Genomic DNA, 21,244 nt, shown 5'->3' with positions numbered 1-21,244 from the left:
AGAATGGGGGAGATCATGGCAGGCAACACGCTGACGCGCATGGACCTGACCGAGGCGGTATTCCGCGAGGTCGGTCTGTCGCGCAACGAATCCGCTTCGCTGGTCGAGAGTGTGCTGCAGCACATGTCCGACGCGCTGGTCCGGGGCGAGACGGTCAAGATCTCGTCCTTCGGGACCTTCTCGATCCGCTCGAAGGCGGCGCGGGTCGGGCGCAACCCCAAGACCGGGGAAGAGGTGCCGATCCACCCGCGGAGGGTGCTGACCTTCCGGCCGTCGCATCTGATGAAAGACCGCGTGGCGGCCGGCAACAAGGGCTGACCGGCATTGGCCACGGACAAGTCTCCCGAGGCCTTTCGGACCATCAGCGAGGTATCGACCTGGCTGGATACCCCGGCCCATGTCCTGCGGTTCTGGGAAAGCCGGTTCACCCAGGTCAAGCCGGTCAAGCGGGCGGGCGGGCGACGCTATTACCGGCCCGCCGACATGCTGCTGCTGGGCGGCATCAAGAAGCTCCTGCATGAAGACGGGATGACGATCCGCGGCGTGCAGAAGATCCTGCGCGAAGACGGGGTCAAGCATGTCGCGGCGCTGTCGCAACCGCTCGACGACGAGGAAACCGTCGATATCGCGGGCGCCTTCTCGGACACCGACGAGCCGGACACCGAAGCGCCGATGGCGCTTGATGCCCAGGCCGAAGCGGCCGAGGTGCTGCCGATGCGGCGGCGCCCGCCGCCCGAACCGGACGAGGCGATCCTGCCCGGGCTCGAACTGCGGCGCCCTGCGCCAGCACCGGCCCCTGCACCAATCCCAGCTCCGGCCCCAGCACCAGTCCCTGCACCGGCCCCTGCACCGGCCCCTGCACCGGCAGGGCGCCCTGCCCCTCCGCCCGACATCGCCGATGCCCCCTGGCCCCGGCAGGACCCGGAAAGCGCCGCGGAGGACCTGGCCGAATCGGACGCCTGGGCCTCTCCGCCGCCGATGGCGGAGCCTCTGCCGCAGCCGGCCCGGGACCCCGAGCCCGCGGTCGAACCGGACCACGCCCCCGAGCCGGAGGCCCCGATCGACCTCGCGCCGGCCGAGACCGACCGGCCCGCCGACGCCGCCGACACGCCGGAACCGGCGCCCGAACCGGAACCGGAACCGGACCCCGAGCCGCAACCGCTTGGGACCGATCTGCCCGGCGCAGACCCCGAAGACGACGACCCCGCCTATGCGGCCACGGCCCAGCCCGTCCGCAGCCAGCTGCTGCAACCGGGGCTGCGGCGCCATCTTGCCGCCGATCCCGAGGCCGCTCGCGGTGCCGTCGACCGGCTGAACGACGTCGCCCGGAGGATCGGGGCCGTCTCGCAGGACTGACAGCGCTTTCGGGCGGGATTTCTGTCTTGCCCCCGCCGTCAGACATGCTAAGAAGCGCCCCACGTCGGGCTATAGCGCAGGTGGTAGCGCGTCCGTCTGGGGGGCGGAAGGTCGCAGGTTCAAGTCCTGCTAGCCCGACCATTACCCTCACCCGCCCGCGCCCTCAGGGGTTGCGGGCGGTTGTGTTTCAGGGGCCCCGCGCCGGGCCGAGGAGGGGATCCATGACCGCACCCGGCGTGCTGCCCGCACAGCAAATCCGCCATCTGATCGAGACCGGCGCCATCGGTCTTTCGGCCCCGCTCGATGCGGGCCAGGTCCAGCCCGCCTCGCTCGATCTCCGGCTCGGGGCCAGGGCCTACCGGGTCCGCGCCTCGTTTCTGGCGGGCGAAGGCCGCAGCGTGGCCGACCGGATCGCCGATTTCCAGATGCACGAAATCGACCTCACGCAGGGCGCGGTGCTGGAAAAGGGCTGCGTCTATGTCGTGCCGCTGATGGAGCGACTCGCCCTGCCCCCGGGCATCCAGGCGGTCGCCAATGCCAAAAGCTCGACCGGACGGCTCGACCTTCTGACCCGCACCATCACCGATGGCGGGGTCGAGTTCGACCGGATCCGCGCGGGCTATCGCGGTCCGCTTTACGCCGAAATCTGCCCGCGCTCGTTTTCCGTGCTGGTCCGGCCCGGCCAGCGGCTGAACCAGATCCGTTTCCGCGCGGGTCAGGCGGTGCTGTCGGACGAGGACTTGCGCGCGCTCGATGCCAAGGCGCGTCTGGTGACCGGCGGCCCCGCGGTGATCGACGAGGGCCTCGGTTTTTCGGTCGATCTGAGGCCCGCCGAGGGCGGCCTTGTCGGCTATCGCGCCAAGCCCCATTCCGGCGTGGTCGATCTCGACGGCATCGGGGCGCACGATCCGGCGGAATTCTGGGAGGAAATCCGCTCGACCTCGGGCCGGATCATCCTCGATCCGGGCGCCTTCTATATCCTCGTCAGCCGCGAGGCGGTGCATATCCCGCCCGATTACGCCGCCGAGATGGCGCCCTATCTGGCGATGGTGGGCGAATTCCGGGTCCATTACGCAGGCTTCTTCGATCCCGGTTTCGGGCATGACGACGCCGGAGGCGCGGGCTCGCGCGGCGTTCTTGAAGTGCGCTGCCACGAGGCGCCCTTCGTGCTGGAACATGGCCAGATCGTCGGCCGCCTCGTCTACGAACGCATGTCGTCCCGGCCCGATGCGCTTTACGGCCAGGGTATCGCCTCGAACTACCAGGGCCAGGGCCTGAAACTGTCCAAGCATTTCCGGATGTAGGCCCCCTGTCGGAGACCCGACAAAACCCGACGCAAGCCCGCCATCCCCCGCAGCGCGCGCCCCTTCTTCTTGGCTTAAATACCCAACTCGCGCCCTCGGACACCCTTGAAACGCTGGCCTCTCGCGCGCCCAGCCCGGTCCGGCCCGATCCTGGCACGCTTTCTGCTTCCGTCAGCATGAAGCAGGGAGACCCGGATGTCCGACGCGCTCAAGCAAACCGTGCAGGAAGCCTTCAACGAGCCCGGCTGCGCCACCAACCGCGCCAAGTCGGCCGAGGCGCGCAAGAAGGGCTGCGCCAAGCCGCTGACCCCGGGGGCCGCAGCGGGCGGCTGCGCCTTCGACGGCGCCATGATCACCCTGCAGCCCATCGTCGATGTCGCCCATCTGGTTCATGCGCCGCTGGCCTGCGGCGGCAATTCCTGGGACAACCGCGGTTCGGCCTCGTCGGGCTCGATGCTGTACAAGACCGGCTTCACCACCGATCTCAGCGAACTCGACATCGTTCTCGGCAAGGGCGAGAAGAAGCTGTATGCCGCGATCCGCGAGATCGTCGAAAAGCACAATCCGCCCGCCGTCTTCGTCTATGCGACCTGCGTCACCTCGATGATCGGCGACGATATCGCCGCGGTCTGCAAGGCCGCGACCCAAGCCTTCGGCACGCCCGCGATCCCGGTCGATGTGCCGGGCTATGCCGGATCCAAAAATCTCGGCTGCAAGCTCGCGGGCGAGATGATGTACCGCCATGTGATCGGCACCATCGAGCCCGAACACACCACCGAGTGCGACATCAACATCATCGGCGACTACAACCTGAACGGCGAGCTCTGGCAGATCAAGCCGCTGCTCGACCGGCTCGGCATCCGCATCCTCGGGTCGCTGGCGGCCGACGCGCGCTACCGGCAGGTGGCGGTGATGCACCGGGCGCGGGTCACGATGCTGGTCTGTTCGCATGCGCTGATCGGGCTCGCGCGCAAGATGGAGGAAACCTGGGGCATCCCGTTCTTCGAGGGGTCCTTCTACGGGGTTTCGGACACCTCCGAGGCGCTGCGCACCATGTGCCGGATGCTGGTCGAGCGCGGCGCGCCCGCCGATCTGATCGACCGCTGCGAGGCGCTGATCGCCGAGGAGGAGGCCAAGGCGCGCGCCGCGCTTGCCCCCTACCGGCCGCGCGTCGCGGGCCGACGGGTGCTGCTTTACACCGGCGGGCATAAAAGCTGGTCGGTGGTCTCGGCGCTGCAGGAACTGGGGATCGAGGTCGTCGGCACCTCGGTGCGCAAGGCCACCGAGACCGACAAGGCCCGCGTCGTCCAGATCATGGGCGACGAAACCCACATGTACGAGAACATGGCGCCGAAAGAGATGTACGCGACGCTCAAGGCCGCCAAGGCCGACATCCTGATGTCGGGCGCGCGCAGCCAGTTCGTGGCGCTGAAGGCGCGCACACCCTGGATCGACGTGAACCAGGAAAAGCACGAACCCTATGCCGGCTACATGGGCATGGTGGATCTGGTGCGGGCCATCGACCGGTCGGTCAACAATCCCGTCTGGGAAGATGTCCGCCGCCCCGCCCCCTGGGACGACCCGCGCCCCGCGACCGGGCTTCGCCTCGCCGCCCAAGCCGACCCGGCCCCGGGTCCCGTCAATGACCCAAAAGATTTCGAGGACTGCTGAGATGGCCCGCCTCACCCGACCCCGCCGCGCCTTGTCGACCAACCCGCTGAAATCGAGCGCCCCGCTGGGCGCCGCGATGGCCTATCTGGGCATCGAGGGCGCGGTGCCGCTGTTTCATGGCGCGCAGGGCTGCACCGCCTTCGCCATGGTCCATATGGTGCGGCACTTCAAGGAAGCGATCCCGCTGCAGACCACGGCGATGAACGAGGTCTCGACCATCCTCGGCGGCCCCGACCAGATCGAGGAGGCCATCGCCAATATCCGCAAGCGCGCCCATCCCCGCTTTATCGGTATCGCCTCGACCGCGCTGACCGAAACCCGCGGCGAGGACGTGCCGGGCGAGCTGCGCGAGATCCTGGCCCGGCGCAAGGATTTCGGCGATCTGAAGGTCGTCTATGCCTCGACCCCCGATTTCGAGGGCGCGATCGAGGATGGCTGGGCCGCCGCCGTCGCCGCCATCGTCGAGGCGCTGGTGCCGGAAGGCGACCCCGCGCGCTCCGAGACGGTCGCGCGTCAGGTCAATGTCCTGCCCTCGGCCAACGTCACCCCGGCCGAGATCGAGGAGATCGACCGCCTGATCCGCGCCTTCGACCTGACCCCGATCTTCCTGCCGGATCTGTCGACCGCGCTTGACGGCCATCTGGCCGAGGACTGGTCGGGCCGCTCGCTGGGCGGGACCCGGCTCGACGCGATCCCGGCCATGGCGAAATCGGTCGCGACCTTCGCCATCGGCGAAAGCATGCAAGGCGCGGCGCGGCTTCTGGGCCAGCGCGGCCATATGGAGGTGCAGGTCTTCCCCTCGCTGACGGGGCTGCGCGCCGTCGACAGCTTCGTCCAGGCGCTGATGGCGCTGGCGGGAACCGCCGATGCGCCCGACGCGATCAAGCGCGACCGCGCCCGGCTGCAGGATGCGATGCTGGATGCGCATTTCCAGACCGGAGGCCTGCGCTATGCCATCGCCGCCGATCCCGACCTCGCCTATGCGCTGAGCTCGGCGCTGGCGGGCATGGGCGCCGAGGCGGTGGCCGTCGTCACCACCTCGGGTGCCAACCCCATCGTCGAGCTGATCCCGGCCGAAGAGGCCGTCCTGGGCGATCTCGGCGATCTCGAGGCCGGAGCGCGGAAGGGCGAGGCGAGCCTTCTGATCAGTCACGCCCATGGCCGCCACGCGGCCCAGGCGCTGGGCCTGCCGCTGGTGCGCGCGGGCTTTCCCATCAACGACCGGCTCGGCGCGCAGGATATCTGCCGGGTCGGCTATCGCGGCACCCGCGCCTTCCTCTTCGAGGTGGCCAATGCGGTGCTGGCCCATCCGCACGCTGTGCGCCCCGAGGATTTCGGCGCCGCCCCCATCGACCCGGAGTTCGACCATGACCGCCCGCAGACTGCGCCTCATTGAGCCGGAGAAAGACATGACCGACAGCGAGATCCCGCTGAAAATCGCCATTGCGACCAACGATATGGAGCGTCTCGACGCGCATTTCGGATCGGCCGCGAAATTCGCCGTCTACGAGGTGACGACCACGTCGTCGCGCCTGGTCGAGGTGCTGGAATTCGATGTCGTCACCGACCAGAAGGGCGGCCATGACAACCTCGACGACCGGATCACCCCCAAGGTCGAGGCGCTGACCGGCTGCGCGCTGCTGTTCGTGCTGGCGATCGGCGGGCCGTCGGCCGCCAAGGTGGTGCGCGCGGGCATCCACCCGATCAAGCGCAAGGACCCTGAGCCCATCGCCGAGGTCATCGCCCAGACCCAGACCATGCTGAAAGGCTCGCCCCCGCCCTTCCTGCGCAAGGTGCTGGGCCGGCCGCAGACCGATTTCGCCTCCGATTATGCCGAGGATTACAGCGAATGAGCACCGAGGCCGACACCCTGCCCCGCGGCGGCGCGCTGCCGACCAGCGAATACCTGACCCAGCTGATCGCGGTGATCCGCGCCGAGGACACCCATGGCAGCTGGGACGGCAAGCCCGATGCCGAGATCCTGGCCGATTTCATCGTGACCAAGGAAGAACGCCGCGAGATCCCGATCATCTGCGACCCCGATCCCGACGTGCTCTGGCGGGTCGAGCGGTTCTATGACGCGGTGGCCCTTCTTCTGGAACGCCGGACCGGCGCCCAGGCGGCGCAGATGTCGCGGATCACCCATGAGGGCTTCGGCCGGATCGTGCTGATCTCGGGGCGGCTCGTCGTGCTGTCGAAACATGTGCGCGACATCCACCGCTTCGGCTTCGAAACCTTCGCCAGGCTGGCCGAAACCGGCGAACAGCTGACGGCGGACGCGGCCGACATGGTGGCGCGCTTCCCCGAGGCCGCCCGCGCCTGAGCCGCGACGACCGGCTCGCAACCCCCATGGCGCCCGACCCCGGCCGGGCCGCCGTTCCGTTTGTGCCCCATCACCCCGAGGACAGCCGATGAGCCTTGAAGAGCTTGAAGCGAAGGTCAGGAAACTGTCGATGCGCGCCACCAACGCCAAGATGAACCTGCACGATCTGGCCGAGGAGCTTCCCGTCGACTGGACGCGCATCCCCGAGGTCGCCGCCGAAACCCATCAGGTCTTCAAGGACCTGGAAGACGCACGCAACGCATTGAAAGCGGCCCGGAAAGCCGCAGAGGAGGCCTGAGCCATGCCGATCACAGCCACGACCCGCGGCGGCACCGAATACATCCCCGAATTCCTGATGGCGATCGATCAAGGCAAATGCATCGGCTGCGGCCGCTGCTTCAAGGTCTGCGCCCGCAGCGTGCTGACCCTGAAGGGCGTCACCGACGAGGACGAGATTGTCGATCTTGACGACGAGGAATTCGAGGACGAGATCGAGCGCAAGATCATGGTCATCGCCGATGGCGACGATTGCATCGGCTGCGGCGCCTGCGCCCGCGTCTGTCCCTCGGGCTGTCAGACCCACGCCCCGGCCTGAGCGGCCCGCCCCCATCGCCGACCGGCCCCGCGCGCCGGCTCCCCTACCGGGGGCGGCTCGCCTCTTGTCGGGGACCGGTTTGACCGTTCAGCCGGTCCGATACCGATGGTTCACGAGGTCTGATCCCGGAAGACCCCGGCAGTCCACCGGTTATCCGGGATGGCCCGGCGGCGCCCGGCACAAGGTCAGCGGCGTCTGCGGCGCTGCCACCATGCGTGGATTGCGGACCTCGCGACCCTGCGGCCTTCGGGAAATCTGCGCGATAGCTCTGCCGCAATATCGTCGAACGTCATCCGGCCGATGCGGCTGTGACCCCCGATACCTCGTCCATCTGATGCTCGAGTCCGGCCCAAGGAGAGGACCGGACATGACGAGATCGAAATTCACGGAAGAGCAGATCATCGCGATCCTGCGCGAGCAGGAGGCGGGCGCGAAGACGGCCGAGGTCTGCCGCAGGCACGGGATCAGCGGCGCCACGTTCTACGCCTGGAAAGCGAAGTTCGGTGGCATTGAGGAGCCGTCCGAGGCGAAGCGTCTGAAAGCCCTGGAAGACGAGAACGCCAAGCTTGAGCGCCTGCTGGCCGAGGCATGCTCGACAAGCGGCGGGCGTGTTGCCTGATCGGGGCGGATAGGTCTTCGGTGCGACACCGGCGCCCGGATGACCGCGACCTGCGCGAGGTGCTACGCGGGGCCGCCGGGACGCATCGGCGGTTCGGCTGTCGCCGCCTGCATGTGATCCTGCGGCGTGACGGCCACGTGCTGAACCGCAAGCGCACCCGGCGGCTCTACCGGGAGGAGGGGCTTTCGGTGCGCCGACGCCGAAGCCGAAGCCGGAAGCGGGCCATAGGAACGCGAGCGCCATTGGTGACCGAAGCCATGGCGAACGCCCGCTGGTCGATTGATTTCGTGCAGGACCAATTTGCCAATGGCCGCCGATTTCGCATCCTGAACGTGATCGGCGACGTCACCAAGGAAAGCCCGTCGGCCGTGGCCGACACCTCGATTTCAGGCCAACGCGTCGCACGGGAACTGACGGCGCTGATCGCTCGGCGTGGAAAGCCCGGCGTGATCGTCTCGGACAGTGGAACCGAGTTCACATCGAATGCGATCCTGGAACGGGCCGGGAAGATGCAGATGAGATGGCACTACATCGCCCCCGGCAAGCCCATGCAGAATGGGAACTGCGAGGCGTTTAACGGCCGGATGCGGCGGTGGCGGTCCTGCACAACGACGTGCTGCCCTTATACCGCGCCCTGGACCTGCCAGTGAAGGCGGTGCTGACCGAGCGAGCCATTGAAGGCGCCATTGGTTCGAGCCCAATGGCGAGCGGCCGCGAATTCTGCGGCACCGAAAAGCACCCCTACGAGCTCTATCTCGACCTCAACGCCATCGAGCACCGCCGCACCAAGGTCCGCACGCCGAAGACCAACGGGTTCGTCGAGCGCTTCAACGGCACGGTGCTGGAGGAGGTCTTCCGCGTGAAGATGCGCGAGACCTTCCACGAGACCGTCGAGGCGCTCCAGGCCGATCTCGACGCCTGGCTCGTCCACGACACCACCGAGCGCCCGCATCTGGGTTACCGAAACATGGGGAGCTACGTGATGTCGATGTGCAGATCGCCGGGCTCGTCGGCCTTGATGCTGCCATGCGCGGGCTTGGATGCCTTCGGCTTCGGCGCCCGCAGGTTGCCCGGGCCGTGGCGCCGGAGGCAGCGGTCGAGGCCCGAGCGCGAGACATGCGGCTTGAGGAATGCACGCACCACGGCGAGCAGATCGTCGAGCGGCAGGAGAAGCGCCTTGCGCAGCGCAACGGCAACGTTCTTCGCTGTGATCGGTCCACCGGATCGATCGTTTCACGCTCGAACCCTGTGCCGGCGCCAGCGTCGTCTGCAAGCGGTGCGGCGTGTGGCTCCGGGCGTGGACATCGTCGCGCCCCCGCCACGTCCAGACCGTCCGCTCGGAGATCCCGGAGCGCTCGGCAACCAACCGCGTCGGTTCGCTGCTTGCCTGGATCGCTCCCCGGACTTCGGTGTCGTGGTGGCCTGCCTGTGCAGAGAGACCAGCATGCACCCATCCCTTCCCGAGCCTCGCGCAGGATCGACCTTGCCATGAACAGGGCAGACCGGCGCGGGGCCATGTGATCATCCGGCATGGACCAGATAGCCCCCGACGGCCCCGAAGCGGACCTCAGCGGACCAGCAGGGCCTCGGGGTCGAAGGTTTCGGCGAAGACCAGCCGTTCCTCGATGATCCGGCGCGGAAAGAGCCGCCCGCCATGCCGCTCGTTGACGGTGTTGTCGGAATAGAACCGCTCGAACTCGCGGACCAGAATGCGGCGCGGTCCCGCACCGCCGGGCAGCGTCACGGTGGCGTCCCAGAAGGCGGGGTCGGGAAGGAACGGGTCGATCGGACGGGTCGGCGTGACCAGATCCCCGATCGCGCCGCCCATCGCGGTGCCCAGCGCGCGGCCGATGGCCAGACTGCGGTCCTCGGCGGGCGGCAGGGTGACCCGGCCACCCGCAGCCGGCGCGACGACCCGGCCCCCGGCGGGTCCGGGCGACACGGTGGCCGAGAGCGCCCCCGTCCCCGCGGGGCGGTCAAGCGACAGAACCCCGTCGCGGGCCGCGGACAGCCCCCCCGGCGCGAAGACCGGGCCGATGCCGCCGTCTTCCTCTTCGCCCACGACATGGTCGTGCAGCACCTGCACGTCTTCCCAGGCCAGATCGCTGTCGATCCCGTCCTTCTGGCGTTGCAGCACGATCTCGACACGGTTGCGGCCGGTCTCGAACGGCCCGTTGACGAAGGACACGTTCTGAAAGGCGGAATCGCGGTCGAAGCGGATCGGGCCGCTTTCCGGGTCCGGCCCGTGCAGGCTGACCGACAGCACCGAGCCCGTGCGCGTCGCCCGCACCCGGCGGCGGGGCAGCACCTGGGCAAACTCGGCCAGAACCACGCGCGAGATCCTGGCCCCCGGCATCGCATTCGGCTGATAGCGCACCAGCGCCAGCCGCACGAAGGGCATGTAGCTCGACCCGGGCGACAGCTCGATATCGCAATACCAAAGCCGCCGGTCGTCATCCCAATGCACCCGATGCCCGACAATGCGAACAGAAGGATCGCCCGGACGCGCTTCCCGCAGCGCCAGCGTTTCTGCGGTCACCCGGGCCGGAAAATCCGCATCGCGGATCGTCTGTTTGGGCGCCGGGCTTTGCCAGAGCGGATCGGTCCCCCATTGGGTGACGAGCTTTTCGAACCGTTCCGGGATTTCATTGAAATTGCCGCCATTGCGGTGAAGGACCACCCCCAGAAGCTCGCCATCGCCCGAACTGAACCAGGGCCGGTCCAGCCAGACCCGAAGCCCGTTGCCGGTGCGGGTCGCGGTATAGCCGGTCGCGCCGGTGCTGCGGCTCCAGCGGAAGGTGGGCACGACATAAAGCAACCGCGGGTCTTTGGGCGGGGCCGAGGCCAGCACCCGGGTCTGGGCAGTCGAACCGGCCGGATCGGGCAGCACGGGCGCCCCCATGTCGTCCTCGGGCGGCAGGGCCATCGGCTCGCCCAGTGCAACCGGCCCCAGCTGCGTGACCAGATCGGTTTGCCCGTAAAGCGCGGGCGGCAGGTATTCGCGGAACCGGGTCGTTGCGCGCATCCGGTAGGCGATCAGCCGGAACCGGGTGTCGCCCAGATCGTGCACGTCGCCGCGCTTGGCCTCGGGGTCGGTCAGCTGCGCCGAGACGGCTGTTGAAAGCACCAGAGCGTTGGGGTGGTTCTCGGCCAGCCGCACCTCGCCCAGCTGGCCGCGGAAGGCGACACGCTCGGGTCGGGGCTTGGCGATGTCATCGACCCATTCCTGCCAGTCGGCCTCGATCTCGATCTTGCCGGTCGAGGGACCGTGCAGTCGCACCTGACGGCAATGAAGCCGCAACTCGCGGTCGCCCCTGCCCCGGCTGGTCGTCATCTGGATCATCTCGGGGCGGCAGACCGGCGCCTGGGTGGCATGGACCAGCGTCAGCGGGCGATAGGGCGTCATCAGCCAGTTGGTGCCCATCGCCGCGGCCTTGCGGCAGGCCTCGGCGGCCTTGGCCGATTCTGTCCAGTGCGGAATGCCGAAGCTGTCCAGATGCCGGGGCGAGACGAAGCTGGCATAGAAAAGCCGCACGATCCGGCCCTTCTCGACAAAGAGGGTCAGCTCGCGCTTGTCCTCGTCCCAGACCGGCAGGCCTCTGTCGGGGAAATCGACCGCACAGGGCAGGTCGCTGTCGGTTTCGGCGCGTTCGGCCAGAACCAGACGGAACCCCGCCAGATCGGGCCAGTCGCCGCCATGCCGGACCAGCAGGATCAGCCGCTCGCGGTCGTCGCGCACGACCCGGGCGCTGGGGCCAAGCACCATCTCGTCGTCGATCCCCGGCAGCGTATGGCCGCGCGCCGCCCGGATCGAGATGCCGCCCGCCGCCCCGTCGGGCAGATAGGGTGTGGTCAGCGCGGCCTCGCGGTGGATCACATATTGCCCGCCCGCCATCCGGTCGCCCACAGGGTTGTCAGCCGAGGGCAGCGCGGGCGGCACGGCTGCCGTGGTGGCGATGGCCCCCAGCGTCTGCGGCGTGATCAGCTCGACCTGGGCGCCGGGCAGCGGGTCGTAAAGCGTGCCCGCCTCGCGCGCGGCGATGGCGTAGCCCTCGCGGATGCGCTGCCAGTCGCCGAAGAACGGATCGAAGAAGCCATGGGTCTCGCATTGCTGCTGCGAGGATTTGGGCGGCACCAGATGGCGCTGGTTGGTTTCGGTATAGGCGAAATCGGCCGAGGCCGGTTCGGCCGCCGCCGCCTGGAAATCGGGATCGTTGAGATATTCGCCGGTCGTTGCGTTGAAATTCGACCGGATCACCAGCCGTTCCAGTTGCTCGCCTTCGCTCAGCCTTTCGCGCTGGACCAGCACGGGCGGATCGACCGGCTCGAAGCGCCAGTAGCCGACCGCGTCGCTGGCCTGTTCCAGATCGCCCAGCGAGGGGTCCTTGAGCCCCAGCGAATTGCCCGCCAGATCGACGACCCGCGCCCGCAGCCGGTACAGCGCGCCGAAGCGCAGGCGCGGCAGGCTGCCCTTTTCGGCGGCAAAGATGACGGCCAGATCGTTGCCCTTTTCGGCGGTGTCGGTGACATCGGCGGGCAGCTCGGCCTGCAGGTTGTCGTCCTCGCCGGTTTCCGACCGGATGGTCTTGCCCGGACGCGGCGCGGCCAGGCTCCAGCCCGACCAGCGGAACAGGCTTTCATGCAGGTACTGTTCGTCCGCGTTGTCGGGATCGCCCGACACCGAATGGCCCGAGACATAGCCCTCGTCGGGCGGGAATTTCAGCTGCTCGCCGGTCGAGATCACGCGATAGTCGCCGACCCGCGCCTGCAGGCTTTGCCAGGGGCCGGGATGGACCCGGTCGGGCACCCGGGCCACGTCGATGCGATAGCCCCGATGCACATCCTCGGCGAACAGCACCACCTTGTCGGCATTGCCCGCCGCGATCTCGGCATTCTTCAGATCGGCCGCGGCGGCCAGCTGCGCCAGATCGGTTGCGCGGCCATGATGCGACACGCCGATGCCGCCGGACCGCAGCGCCGCCACCCCCTGCCGGTCGGGCGTCGTGTAGGTCACCTCGCCATGGCTCTGGCGCAGGCTCAGGCTGCGGGCCACGAGGTTCTGCGCGGTCAGCGCAAAGTTCACCGTCTTCAGCGCCGCGCCATCGGGATCGACCTGATAAAGATCGAAAAGGCCGGGCTTTTCGTCCTTGGCCACCTGCCAGCCATCGTCGCTGTCCTCAAGCCGCAACAGCCCCGCATCATGCTGCGCGCTGCGCGGGCGTGGCACGAACCGGTCCTTGCGGGCCAGCCAGGCGGTGCGGGGCGTGGCGTCCTTGCCGGGCGCGGGCCCGTCCCATTTCAGCACCAGCTGCATCTGCCCGATGCCGGTGCCGCCGCCCGCCGCGATCCGATCGTCGACCGCCTTGCCGGTGTCGAGCACGCAGTCGATCACCAGCCCAAGGCCGCGTTTCAGATCGCCGTAATCGGCATAGGAGGCCACGATCCGGTGGAAGTCGTACTCCGGCGCGGGCGGTGGCGGGGTCACATCCTTGAAATCGGGTCGGCGCTTGAGCTTTTCCAGTTCGCTCGCGCGGGTCCGGCGGTAGAAGCGGTCGGCCTGATAGAAGGTGTATTCGTCCGCCGAGGTGAACTGTGCCATCACCCCGGCGGCCGCGCCCGCGGCGGCCGGCGGCACCCAGTCGGGCGGCAATGCGCGGCGCGGGCGGCTTTCGGCCGCATCGGGCGTGCCGGTCTCGCCCTCGACGCCGGGCCCGGGCACGGCCATCGGGAAGACCGACTCGGGCGAGAAGACAGAGCGGTCCAGGAGCTTGTCGATATCGTCGCCGAAGAAGCGCGAGAATCCCGGCAGCGGCACCTCGACCGAGCGGTCGCCGAAATTGATGATCTGGGTGCGCGTCCCGAGATCGCCCAGCATGCCCTTCAGCGCGGGATCGGCATCCTTCCAGGGCAAGAGAACCGGGTGTTCGTCGCCCGACTGCGCCGCGAGCCGCCCGTAATGGCGCCGCGCGAAGGCCAGCACGTTGCGCACCGCGTAAGACCGCAGGTTGACCCGGCTCATATCGGTATAGACGAAGCCCGCGACCGGGGTCTCTTCGGTGAAGAAGCGTTTCCACAGGTCGCTGTCGGGTTTCGAGACCGGCGTCAGACGCACCAGCGTGCTGCCGATCCTGAGACGAAAACTCGCCCGCGCCAGCGTGGCGGGCCAGTCGAGCCAGGGCTCGTAGGCTTTCAGCACCTGTTCATCGGGCGCCTGCGGCGTCAGACGGGGCGAGACCACAAGGCTGACCCGCCACTTGCCGTCATGCTCTCCCCCGTCGGCCATGCGGCCATAGGGCAGGACGGTCCAGACCAGAAACTGCTCTGCCATGGTAATTCCCCCTCAGCCGAAGGCCTCGACATAGTCGCGCCAGGCATAATCCACCCCGGGCCCCGAGATCGCCGCCAGCTCGTCGGCCAGCAGCAGGGTCGCGTCGAAGCCCATCATCTCGCGCAAGCTCGGGTCGCCGTTCGAGCCCGCGAATTTCTTCTGGCAGCGGATGGTCACGCTGCCCGAGAAGAACAGCACCGACACCTCGATCGTCAGCTGGGCCATGCCCACGCACTTGCCCGACGAGAATTCGTAGCGCAGTTCCAGATACAGCTCGAGCGAGGCCGAGATCAGCCCCAGCACGCTGACATGGCCGCCAAGCCGGAAATACCCGGTCAGCGAGGCGTCCTGCATCTCCATCCGGTAATAGAAGCCCGCCATCACCTCGACCCCGCCCGAGGCGACGCCGAAATCGACCGACAGCGAGGCGCCGAATTCCAGGGCCGCCTCGAGGATCTGTACGCCCCTCGGGTCGATGGTGACGCCGAAGAAACCGCCGCCGCCGAAGCAGTAGACCGTCAGGCAGAAGGGCTGTTCGCGGGTGCAGAAGTTGAAGGCGACCGACAGCGGCTGGCCAATGAAGGGCACGGTGAAGCCCGCGCCGAGGCTGAGATTGTTGATATTCAGCACACCGACGCAGATCGAGGGCAGCGCGATGTCGAACCCCGCATGGATGCCCTGCGGGGTGATGTCGAGATAGGGCGGGTCGGAAAACCCGTCGAGCGGGATCAGGTCGCGCAGGGTCTCGACGAAGGACAGAGGCCCGACAAAGCGGATGTCGTCCAGCACCACGTCGACATCCATCTTGGCGGCGCTGTCGACCGCAAAGACGATGCGGTCGAAGTTCAGTTCCAGGAAGGACGCCTTGCCGATCAGCACCAGATCGAAGCGGTTCAGAGAACAGGTCACCGCGATCTTCGGGCTGGAACTGCCGTTCTTCTTGACCTTGCCCTCGACCGCGACGACGAAGCCGCGCTTGTCGTTGGCGCGAAAGATCTCTTCGCCCGCGGCGGCGGGCCAGTTGCCGATTTCGGGCGCCCAGTCGAAGCGGATGGTCAACTCGTCCCCGGTCAGCGCCTCGATCAGCCTGGCCAGATCGGCCGCCGCCTCCAGCACTTCGCGCACCGCGCCCAGCGCGGTCAGGATCGCGGTCTTGGGCGCCGCGCCCAGAAGGTCGAAGTCGCGGATCGCGGTCTCGAACGGGCCGAGCGCCGCGATGACATCGTTGATCTTCGCTTCCAGCCCGGCCCCGTCGGACAGCAGGTTGGCCAGCACCGTCGGGTCGCCGACGATGGCGTCGAGCGCGTCCCAGAGGTCCCTGGCCGTCGAAAACAGCGCGGCACTGTCCCCGACCGCTTCCAGCAGGGTGTCGAGACCGGTCGCGAAGGCCCGGATCTGCTGGCGCAGATTGGCCGGAATGGCATCGCCCTGCGGTCCGTTGACGATGGCCAGAAGCTCGGCGATCCGGGTCTGGATCGTCGCGATCTGACCGGGCAGCGCGGCAAAGTCGGGCGCGGCGCCGATGCCGTCAAGCGCCTGGTGCGACAGGCTTTCCAGCGTGGTCCCGAGCCCCGCGATCAGCGCCTCGATCTCGGAGAGCTTCGCCAGCGCGGCCTGCAACGCGGCCGGGGCCACCTGCCCCTGCTGACCCAGATCGGCGATTTTTCCGACCGCCTGGGCCAGCCCGCCCGCCCCCTGCCCCAGCACCCCGCGCGGCAGGTCGTAGGTCAGCCCGAAAAGCTGGACCAGCGCGCCGATGAAGCTTTCGACCTGGGTGCCGGCCTCCGAGACGAAGCGGGGCACCTTCTCGCCCTCGCCCGCAATGTCGGTCACGGCCTTGATCAGTTCGCCCAGCGGGATGCAGCCGAACAGAAGCGGCAGCGGCAGGTCGCTGACCGAGATCGGGAACCCCGCCCCGGGTTCCATCTGCCCGTCGAGAAACTGGGTCACGTCTGACATCACCGGCCCGGCCATCCGCGAAAGGGCGCGCGGGCGCAGGTTCGGCTGGACGAACCCGCCCGACTTGTCGCCCTGGGACGAGAAGTCGAGCATGCCCATATTGGGGCTTTGCACGATGTCGGCGAAGACCTCGCCCACGTTGCGCTGGCCCACCGGCGCGCCGGCACCGGCGGCGAACCCGAATTGCAGATAGCGCGCGTTCCAGCTCAGCCGGTTGGTGCGGGTCGAGCCGGTCAGCTGGTTCACCGGCCCCAGCCGGGCCGTCGTCTCGACGATCTTCGGCAGGAACAGGGCGCGCGACAGATCGCGGCTCCAGGCCTCGATGGTTGCGTTGCGGGTGGGCTGCTGGCCCGGCCCGCCGCGCTTCGGCGCCTCGGCGCCCAGCACCATCTCCTCGACCTCGACGGCGGTGTCGCCGGACCTGGCCGAGGTGGCCAGCGCCACGCGCTGGAAATCGAAGGGCACGGTATGGCGCTGGGGCCATCTCGCGTATTCCTCGGCGGCGGTCGCGGCATTGAAGGCGGCGGCGGGATAGTCCGCGTCCAGCCGTTCGGTCACCGGGTTGAAGATCCGCGGACAGGACACGGTGTTGTCCATGAAGATCATCGGCAGATCGAAGAGCACCCGGTTCCCGTCAAGGTCGGTGCCCGCGCATTGAAACCGGAACGGTTCTCCATTGACCGAGGGCCAGAAGAAAAGCTGGCCCGCGTTCGACACGTCGGTATCGGCCGGATCGTCCAGATCGGGGGTGCGTTCTGTCAGGATCTCGATTTTCGAGAACGGGAACTGGCGCGCGAAATTGACGGTGTTGTCGGTGCTTTTGGCGGCATGGAACAACGCGTCATCGAAGGTCAGCACGCGTTCGCGGATGATGATGAAATAGCGCTGGCGCAGATAGGCATGCTGGCTGCGGTCGTAGCCGTCCTGCGAGCCGGGCGTTTCGAAACTGCGCTTGTGAAACTTGCGCTCGGTCACCTTGACCAGCGAGACCCGGCAGTTCAGCGGGCACAGACAGCCGCGATAGACGACCTTGACGTAATGGTCGCGCCCCATCGCGCCGCGATGCACCCATTCCTCGACCGACAGGCCCGGCGGGTTCCACGACCCGCGCGAATCGAGCCAGCCGCCCAGCGAGGACAGCATCATGAGGTTGGTGTCGACCGGTTCCGGCGTGTAGCCGGTGACCGAGAAGTTCGAGGACAGATGCGCGATCTGGAAGCGGTCGAAATCGTCGAGCGGCATCCGGAACGGACGCCCGCCCGGCACCGGCAGCGCGTCATTGGGCTGGCTTGGCGGTACCCCCGGCGAGCGTGTGGGCCAAGCCTGTCGTATCGGCGGGTTTGCGGCCTCGGACCCGGAACCCGAACGCGCCCAGACCGCGCGGATGGTGCGGGCCGGATCGGCATAGGGCGGCGGGATCTCGGTACCGTCCGACCCGGGCGTGACCATCCGCGTGTGCCAAAGCTCGACATGGGCGGTCGAGGCCGACAGCGCGGGGCGCGTCGCATGGCGCCATTTCGCGCCCCCATGGGGCGACACGATCAGCCGCCAGGGCATCTCGATGGCGGTGGTCGTCGCGGTCGGGTTGCCGGGCCGCGGTTTCGCGCCGCCCGGGGCCACGATCACCCGGTCGGGAATGCGTTCGAAGACCGCCGCGTTGGCGCTGGCCTGACGGGCCCGCAGCGTGGTGATGTCGCCGCCCTCGCTGGCGGCCAGGCGGAACGAGGACGCCACATGGCCGGCCAGCTGCGCGCGCGCCTTGACCGACAGCGCATTCAGCGCGCCGTTACGGATCAGGTCGGTCAGCGGCAGGAAAACGCCTGGCTGGCTGCGCGGCCTGGCATTGCTGGCCACCGACAGGGTCAGCGTCTGGCAGGCCGCCAGCACGCCTTCGAGCGTATAGTCGATCTCGAAGCCCTCGGGCACCAGGAAGGACAGCCGCGATTCATCTGCGATGCGGGCCCGGATCGGCGGCTCGCGCAGCGCCTCGTCGGCGGCCGGATTGGCGGGCTCGGGTTTGGGCTGGTCCTTGGGATTGGCGTATTTCGGTTCCGCCGGAACCGGCTTGCCGATCCTGGGCGGCGGCGGCTGGAAGAAGGTCTCTTCGGTCACCGTCTGGGGCGGGAAATGCAGGATCAGCCGCCCGGTGCCGCCCGCCGTCTTGCGGAGCTTCGGCGGGCTGCCCGGCACGATCTCGCAATTGCGCAGCTCGATCCGGAGGGCCAGCAGGTCGTCGACCCGAAGCGCGGGCCGACCCGGCCGGGTCTTCTCGAAGATGTTCTTGATCACATCGGGCGCGCGCGGGATCAGCACCAGATCGTCGATCGCCGCGTCGATGGCGGACACGATGGCGCCTCGCGAGGTGATCGCCTGAACCGGAATGGACGCACCAAGAGAGAGCCCGAAAATCGAGCGCAACGAGGGGCGGACTGCCATGGCAAACCCCAATGGATTATATACTTAATAGAAACAAAATTAGCCCATATGGGCGATTCTGTAAAATACTATTACGCGGCACGGTTGAAAGCGGCGCTGACCGGGCTGTTGGAAGCAAGCTCAGCCCGCGCCCTCCCCACGCGGATCGGTCGGAGCGATGACGCAACGGCAGGCACCGCAGGCGCCGCGACCGCGACCGGGCGACGCCCCCGGGAACGCCACCCGGCATGCGCTTCAGCCAGACCCGCGGGCCGCATCCCGTCGCACCCCGCGGTCCCCGGCCCATCGGGGTCCATTGGGACGGCAGCGTCACGCGGAAGAACGGTGCGGCCGCCCTGTCGGCGGTCTCGGCCGGGTGCGGGGTCCTTGCCGCGACCGGCGCCAGGGATTGCAGATAGGCGACCAGCGCCGCGCCGTCCGCGTCGGTCAGCCCGGGACAGGAGCCCCAGGGCATCACCGGCGCCAGACCCCGCCCGTCGGGCCGGATCCCCGCGCGGATCGCGGTCAGGATCTGATCGGCGCTTCAGTCCCCCAGCCCGGTCGCGTCAGGCGTCAGGTTCGGCGGCCAGAAGATGCCAAGCCCCGGCCTCTCGAACCCGACCGTGCCGCCCGGGAGCCCGGCGGAAAAGACCGGCACCCCGTCGGCGCCGCGCGGCATGTGGCGGCCCGCGCAATCCATGATCCGTGCCAGATAGGTGCCGCGTTCGATCTTCGCCGCATCCGCCGACGCGGCCCCGCCGGTCGCATGGACGGACGACGCCGAAAGGCCGACGCAAAGCGCCAGCGGCAATGGCAAGACTTTCACGATGTCTTCGCCCTGAGCCCCGGGCCGAAGCGGCCGCCCGCATGTCGCGGCGGCGTCCCGAACCGGCGACGCAGGAATGCGCGCCCCTGGCGGCCTGGCCAGAAGGGGGTCTTTCGCTTGCGCGCCTCTGTGCCCTTGCGCCCCGCAGGAGCGTCCGGCCACGAGCCCTCGGCGCCCCCTCCGTCCCTTGTGCCAAATACGACCGCCCGAGCCCGCCTGGCCCGACGCCCGCGGCCGACGATGAAAGCAGATTGTCTGGATGATCTAGGCGCGAGATCCGGGCGCGCGACTGGCCCGCCGCAGGTCTTGCGGGAAGCCGGTTTCTTCGCAGCCCCCGCCTCCGGGTCCGGCCCGCAAGAGCCGGTGTCGGGCATCTGGAAATCCCCCGCCCGGAATGGCAATGTCGCGCAAAGGGAATCCGGTTTGAACGTCGTCTTCTTTGCCAACGGGCTTGTGCTTGGGCTGCTGGCTCTGATGTCGGCAACCGTGGCCCTTTTCTATCCCGAAACGCGTGGGGTTTTCGCCGAGGCCACCTTTCAGCTGGGGCTGACCGGCACGCTGATCGCGGTCGCCTCGCGATCCTCCTTCGAGGCGCTGCGCCTGCCCCATGCCTTCATGCTGACGGCCTCGGTCTGGCTGGTCGCGGCCATCGGCGGGGCGGTGCCGCTTTATCTGTGGAAGCTCTCGGCGGCGGATGCCTTCTTCGAGGCCATGTCGGGGATCACCACCACCGGCTCGACGGTGATGACCGGGCTCGACGGCACGCCCAAGGGCATCCTGATGTGGCGCGCGCTGTTGCAGGCGCTGGGGGGCGTCGGCTTCATCGGCACCGGCATCGCGCTTTTGCCCGTCCTCAAGGTCGGCGGAATGCAGCTTTTCCGCACCGAAAGTTCCGACAAGGGCGAGAAGGAGCTGCGCAACGCCACCCAGTTCGCGGCGGCGACGCTGCTGGTCTATGTCTCGCTGATGACGCTTTGCGGCGTGCTCTACCGCGCCGGGGGGATGAGCCTGTTCGACGCCGTGACCCATGCCATGACCACGCTGTCGACCGGGGGCTATTCGACCCATGACGCGTCCTTCGGGTTCTTCGCCAACCCGTTCCTGCAATGGACCTGCACGCTGTTCATGGTGCTCGGCTCGGTGCCCTTCTCGTGGTACATCCGCAGCGTCTATCACGGGAAATTCCGCAGCGAGCAGGTCGGCGCGATGCTCAAGACGCTGGCCGCGGTGATCCTGCCGCTGTCGCTGTGGCTGGGCCTGACCTCGGACATGCCGTTCCTCGCGGCGCTGCGGCTGGTGGCCTTCAACGTGGTGTCGGTGGTCTCGACCACGGGCTATGCGACGACCGATTACACCACATGGGGTCCGGTCGCGGTCTGTTCCTTCGTGATCCTGACGGCGGTGGGCGGCTGTACCGGCTCGACCGCGGGCGGGGCCAAGGCGATGCGCTGGGTGATCGTGTACCGGCTGGTGCGCGAGGGTATCCGGTCGGTCCGCTACCCGCACGGGGTCTATCGCATCCGCTATGAGGGGCGGGTCATCGACGAGGACATCGTGTCGAGCGTGATCGGCTTCTTCTCGATGTACGCCCTGAGCTTTGCGGTGATCGCGAGCCTGCTGACGCTTGTCGGGCTCGATGGCGCGACCGCGCTGAGCGGCGCCATCACGGCACTGGCGAATGTCGGCCCGGGCGTCGGCGACATCATCGGGCCGGCGGGCACCTTTCAGCCGCTGTCGGACAAGGCCAAGACGATCCTGGCCATCGGCATGTATCTGGGGCGGCTCGAGATGCTGACCGTTCTGGTTCTGCTGACGCCGCGCTTCTGGCGCTCGCTGGCCTGAGGCGCG

13 protein-coding genes, 1 tRNA gene and 2 pseudogenes are annotated in these 21,244 nt (G+C 68.3%); 13 read left to right on the top strand and 3 right to left on the bottom strand.

What is annotated here, in order from left to right; all coding sequences use genetic code 11:
- The first annotated feature begins 15 nt into the window (after positions 1-15).
- From ihfA to DSD19_RS04830, 12 genes and pseudogenes are all read left to right on the top strand, one after another.
- The gene (ihfA, locus tag DSD19_RS04890; protein WP_075787578.1) at positions 16-318 is read left to right on the top strand and encodes an integration host factor subunit alpha; all 303 of its coding nucleotides are present in this window, start codon (positions 16-18) and stop codon (positions 316-318) included.
- A gap of 6 nt (positions 319-324) precedes the next feature.
- The gene (locus DSD19_RS22195) at positions 325-1,356 is read left to right on the top strand and encodes a MerR family transcriptional regulator (protein WP_243627679.1); all 1,032 of its coding nucleotides are present in this window, start codon (positions 325-327) and stop codon (positions 1,354-1,356) included.
- Between the two features lie 65 nt (positions 1,357-1,421).
- Positions 1,422-1,497, top strand: a tRNA-Pro gene (locus DSD19_RS04880).
- 80 nt (positions 1,498-1,577) lie between these two features.
- Positions 1,578-2,660: a 2'-deoxycytidine 5'-triphosphate deaminase gene (locus DSD19_RS04875; protein WP_113668729.1), complete on the top strand. Its 1,083-nt coding sequence runs from the start codon at positions 1,578-1,580 to the stop codon at positions 2,658-2,660.
- Between the two features lie 195 nt (positions 2,661-2,855).
- Complete coding sequence (nifE, locus tag DSD19_RS04870; RefSeq protein WP_113668728.1) at positions 2,856-4,331, top strand: nitrogenase iron-molybdenum cofactor biosynthesis protein NifE; 1,476 nt, start codon at positions 2,856-2,858, stop codon at positions 4,329-4,331.
- Between the two features lies 1 nt (position 4,332).
- The gene (gene nifN / locus DSD19_RS04865) at positions 4,333-5,727 is read left to right on the top strand and encodes a nitrogenase iron-molybdenum cofactor biosynthesis protein NifN (RefSeq protein ID WP_113668727.1); all 1,395 of its coding nucleotides are present in this window, start codon (positions 4,333-4,335) and stop codon (positions 5,725-5,727) included.
- A gap of 13 nt (positions 5,728-5,740) precedes the next feature.
- Positions 5,741-6,184: a nitrogen fixation protein NifX gene (nifX, locus tag DSD19_RS04860; RefSeq protein ID WP_165828044.1), complete on the top strand. Its 444-nt coding sequence runs from the start codon at positions 5,741-5,743 to the stop codon at positions 6,182-6,184.
- Positions 6,181-6,654 (top strand): NifX-associated nitrogen fixation protein, encoded by a 474-nt coding sequence (locus DSD19_RS04855; protein WP_075785892.1) that lies wholly within the window; start codon positions 6,181-6,183, stop codon positions 6,652-6,654. Before nifX ends, DSD19_RS04855 begins: the two co-directional genes overlap by 4 nt.
- A gap of 88 nt (positions 6,655-6,742) precedes the next feature.
- Complete coding sequence (locus DSD19_RS04850) at positions 6,743-6,952, top strand: CCE_0567 family metalloprotein (protein WP_075785891.1); 210 nt, start codon at positions 6,743-6,745, stop codon at positions 6,950-6,952.
- 3 nt (positions 6,953-6,955) lie between these two features.
- Positions 6,956-7,249: a ferredoxin III, nif-specific gene (fdxB, locus tag DSD19_RS04845; RefSeq protein WP_081382118.1), complete on the top strand. Its 294-nt coding sequence runs from the start codon at positions 6,956-6,958 to the stop codon at positions 7,247-7,249.
- 367 nt (positions 7,250-7,616) lie between these two features.
- Positions 7,617-8,458, top strand: a pseudogene (locus tag DSD19_RS04835) (IS3 family transposase); the annotation flags it as partial.
- Positions 8,446-8,841: pseudogene (locus DSD19_RS04830) on the top strand (integrase core domain-containing protein); the annotation flags it as partial. The pseudogenes DSD19_RS04835 and DSD19_RS04830, both read left to right, overlap by 13 nt.
- Positions 8,842-9,435: 594 nt before the next feature.
- On the opposite strand, the gene DSD19_RS04820 reads toward DSD19_RS04830, so the two are convergent.
- From DSD19_RS04820 to DSD19_RS04810, 3 genes are all read right to left on the bottom strand, one after another.
- Positions 9,436-14,196, bottom strand: coding sequence for a hypothetical protein (locus DSD19_RS04820; protein WP_113668723.1), 4,761 nt, complete (start codon positions 14,194-14,196; stop codon positions 9,436-9,438).
- A gap of 12 nt (positions 14,197-14,208) precedes the next feature.
- Entirely contained in the window at positions 14,209-18,591 is a 4,383-nt protein-coding gene (locus DSD19_RS04815) for a hypothetical protein (RefSeq protein ID WP_207802415.1), read from the bottom strand.
- A gap of 523 nt (positions 18,592-19,114) precedes the next feature.
- Positions 19,115-19,396, bottom strand: a complete 282-nt coding sequence (locus DSD19_RS04810; protein ID WP_133260357.1) for a hypothetical protein — start codon at positions 19,394-19,396, stop codon at positions 19,115-19,117.
- A gap of 423 nt (positions 19,397-19,819) precedes the next feature.
- Between DSD19_RS04810 and DSD19_RS04805 the strand changes: the two genes are divergently transcribed.
- The gene (locus tag DSD19_RS04805) at positions 19,820-21,238 is read left to right on the top strand and encodes a TrkH family potassium uptake protein (protein ID WP_113668721.1); all 1,419 of its coding nucleotides are present in this window, start codon (positions 19,820-19,822) and stop codon (positions 21,236-21,238) included.
- Positions 21,239-21,244 lie beyond the last annotated feature (6 nt).

It is taken from the genome of Rhodovulum sp. BSW8 (assembly GCF_003314725.1).
GTDB lineage: Bacteria > Pseudomonadota > Alphaproteobacteria > Rhodobacterales > Rhodobacteraceae > Rhodovulum > Rhodovulum visakhapatnamense.
This window is presented reverse-complemented; position numbering and strand designations above follow the sequence as displayed.

What these genes read in the sequence shown, in the direction of transcription:
- DSD19_RS04850 (WP_075785891.1), top strand. Translation starts at nt 6,743, where the DNA reads ATGAGCCTTGAAGAGCTTGAAGCGAAGGTCAGGAAACTGTCGATGCGC.
- fdxB (WP_081382118.1), top strand. Translation starts at nt 6,956, where the DNA reads ATGCCGATCACAGCCACGACCCGCGGCGGCACCGAATACATCCCCGAA.
- ihfA (WP_075787578.1), top strand. Translation starts at nt 16, where the DNA reads ATGGCAGGCAACACGCTGACGCGCATGGACCTGACCGAGGCGGTATTC.
- nifE (WP_113668728.1), top strand. Translation starts at nt 2,856, where the DNA reads ATGTCCGACGCGCTCAAGCAAACCGTGCAGGAAGCCTTCAACGAGCCC.
- DSD19_RS04875 (WP_113668729.1), top strand. Translation starts at nt 1,578, where the DNA reads ATGACCGCACCCGGCGTGCTGCCCGCACAGCAAATCCGCCATCTGATC.
- nifN (WP_113668727.1), top strand. Translation starts at nt 4,333, where the DNA reads ATGGCCCGCCTCACCCGACCCCGCCGCGCCTTGTCGACCAACCCGCTG.
- nifX (WP_165828044.1), top strand. Translation starts at nt 5,741, where the DNA reads ATGACCGACAGCGAGATCCCGCTGAAAATCGCCATTGCGACCAACGAT.
- DSD19_RS04855 (WP_075785892.1), top strand. Translation starts at nt 6,181, where the DNA reads ATGAGCACCGAGGCCGACACCCTGCCCCGCGGCGGCGCGCTGCCGACC.
- DSD19_RS04820 (WP_113668723.1), bottom strand. Translation starts at nt 14,196, where the DNA reads ATGGCAGAGCAGTTTCTGGTCTGGACCGTCCTGCCCTATGGCCGCATG.
- DSD19_RS04815 (WP_207802415.1), bottom strand. Translation starts at nt 18,591, where the DNA reads ATGGCAGTCCGCCCCTCGTTGCGCTCGATTTTCGGGCTCTCTCTTGGT.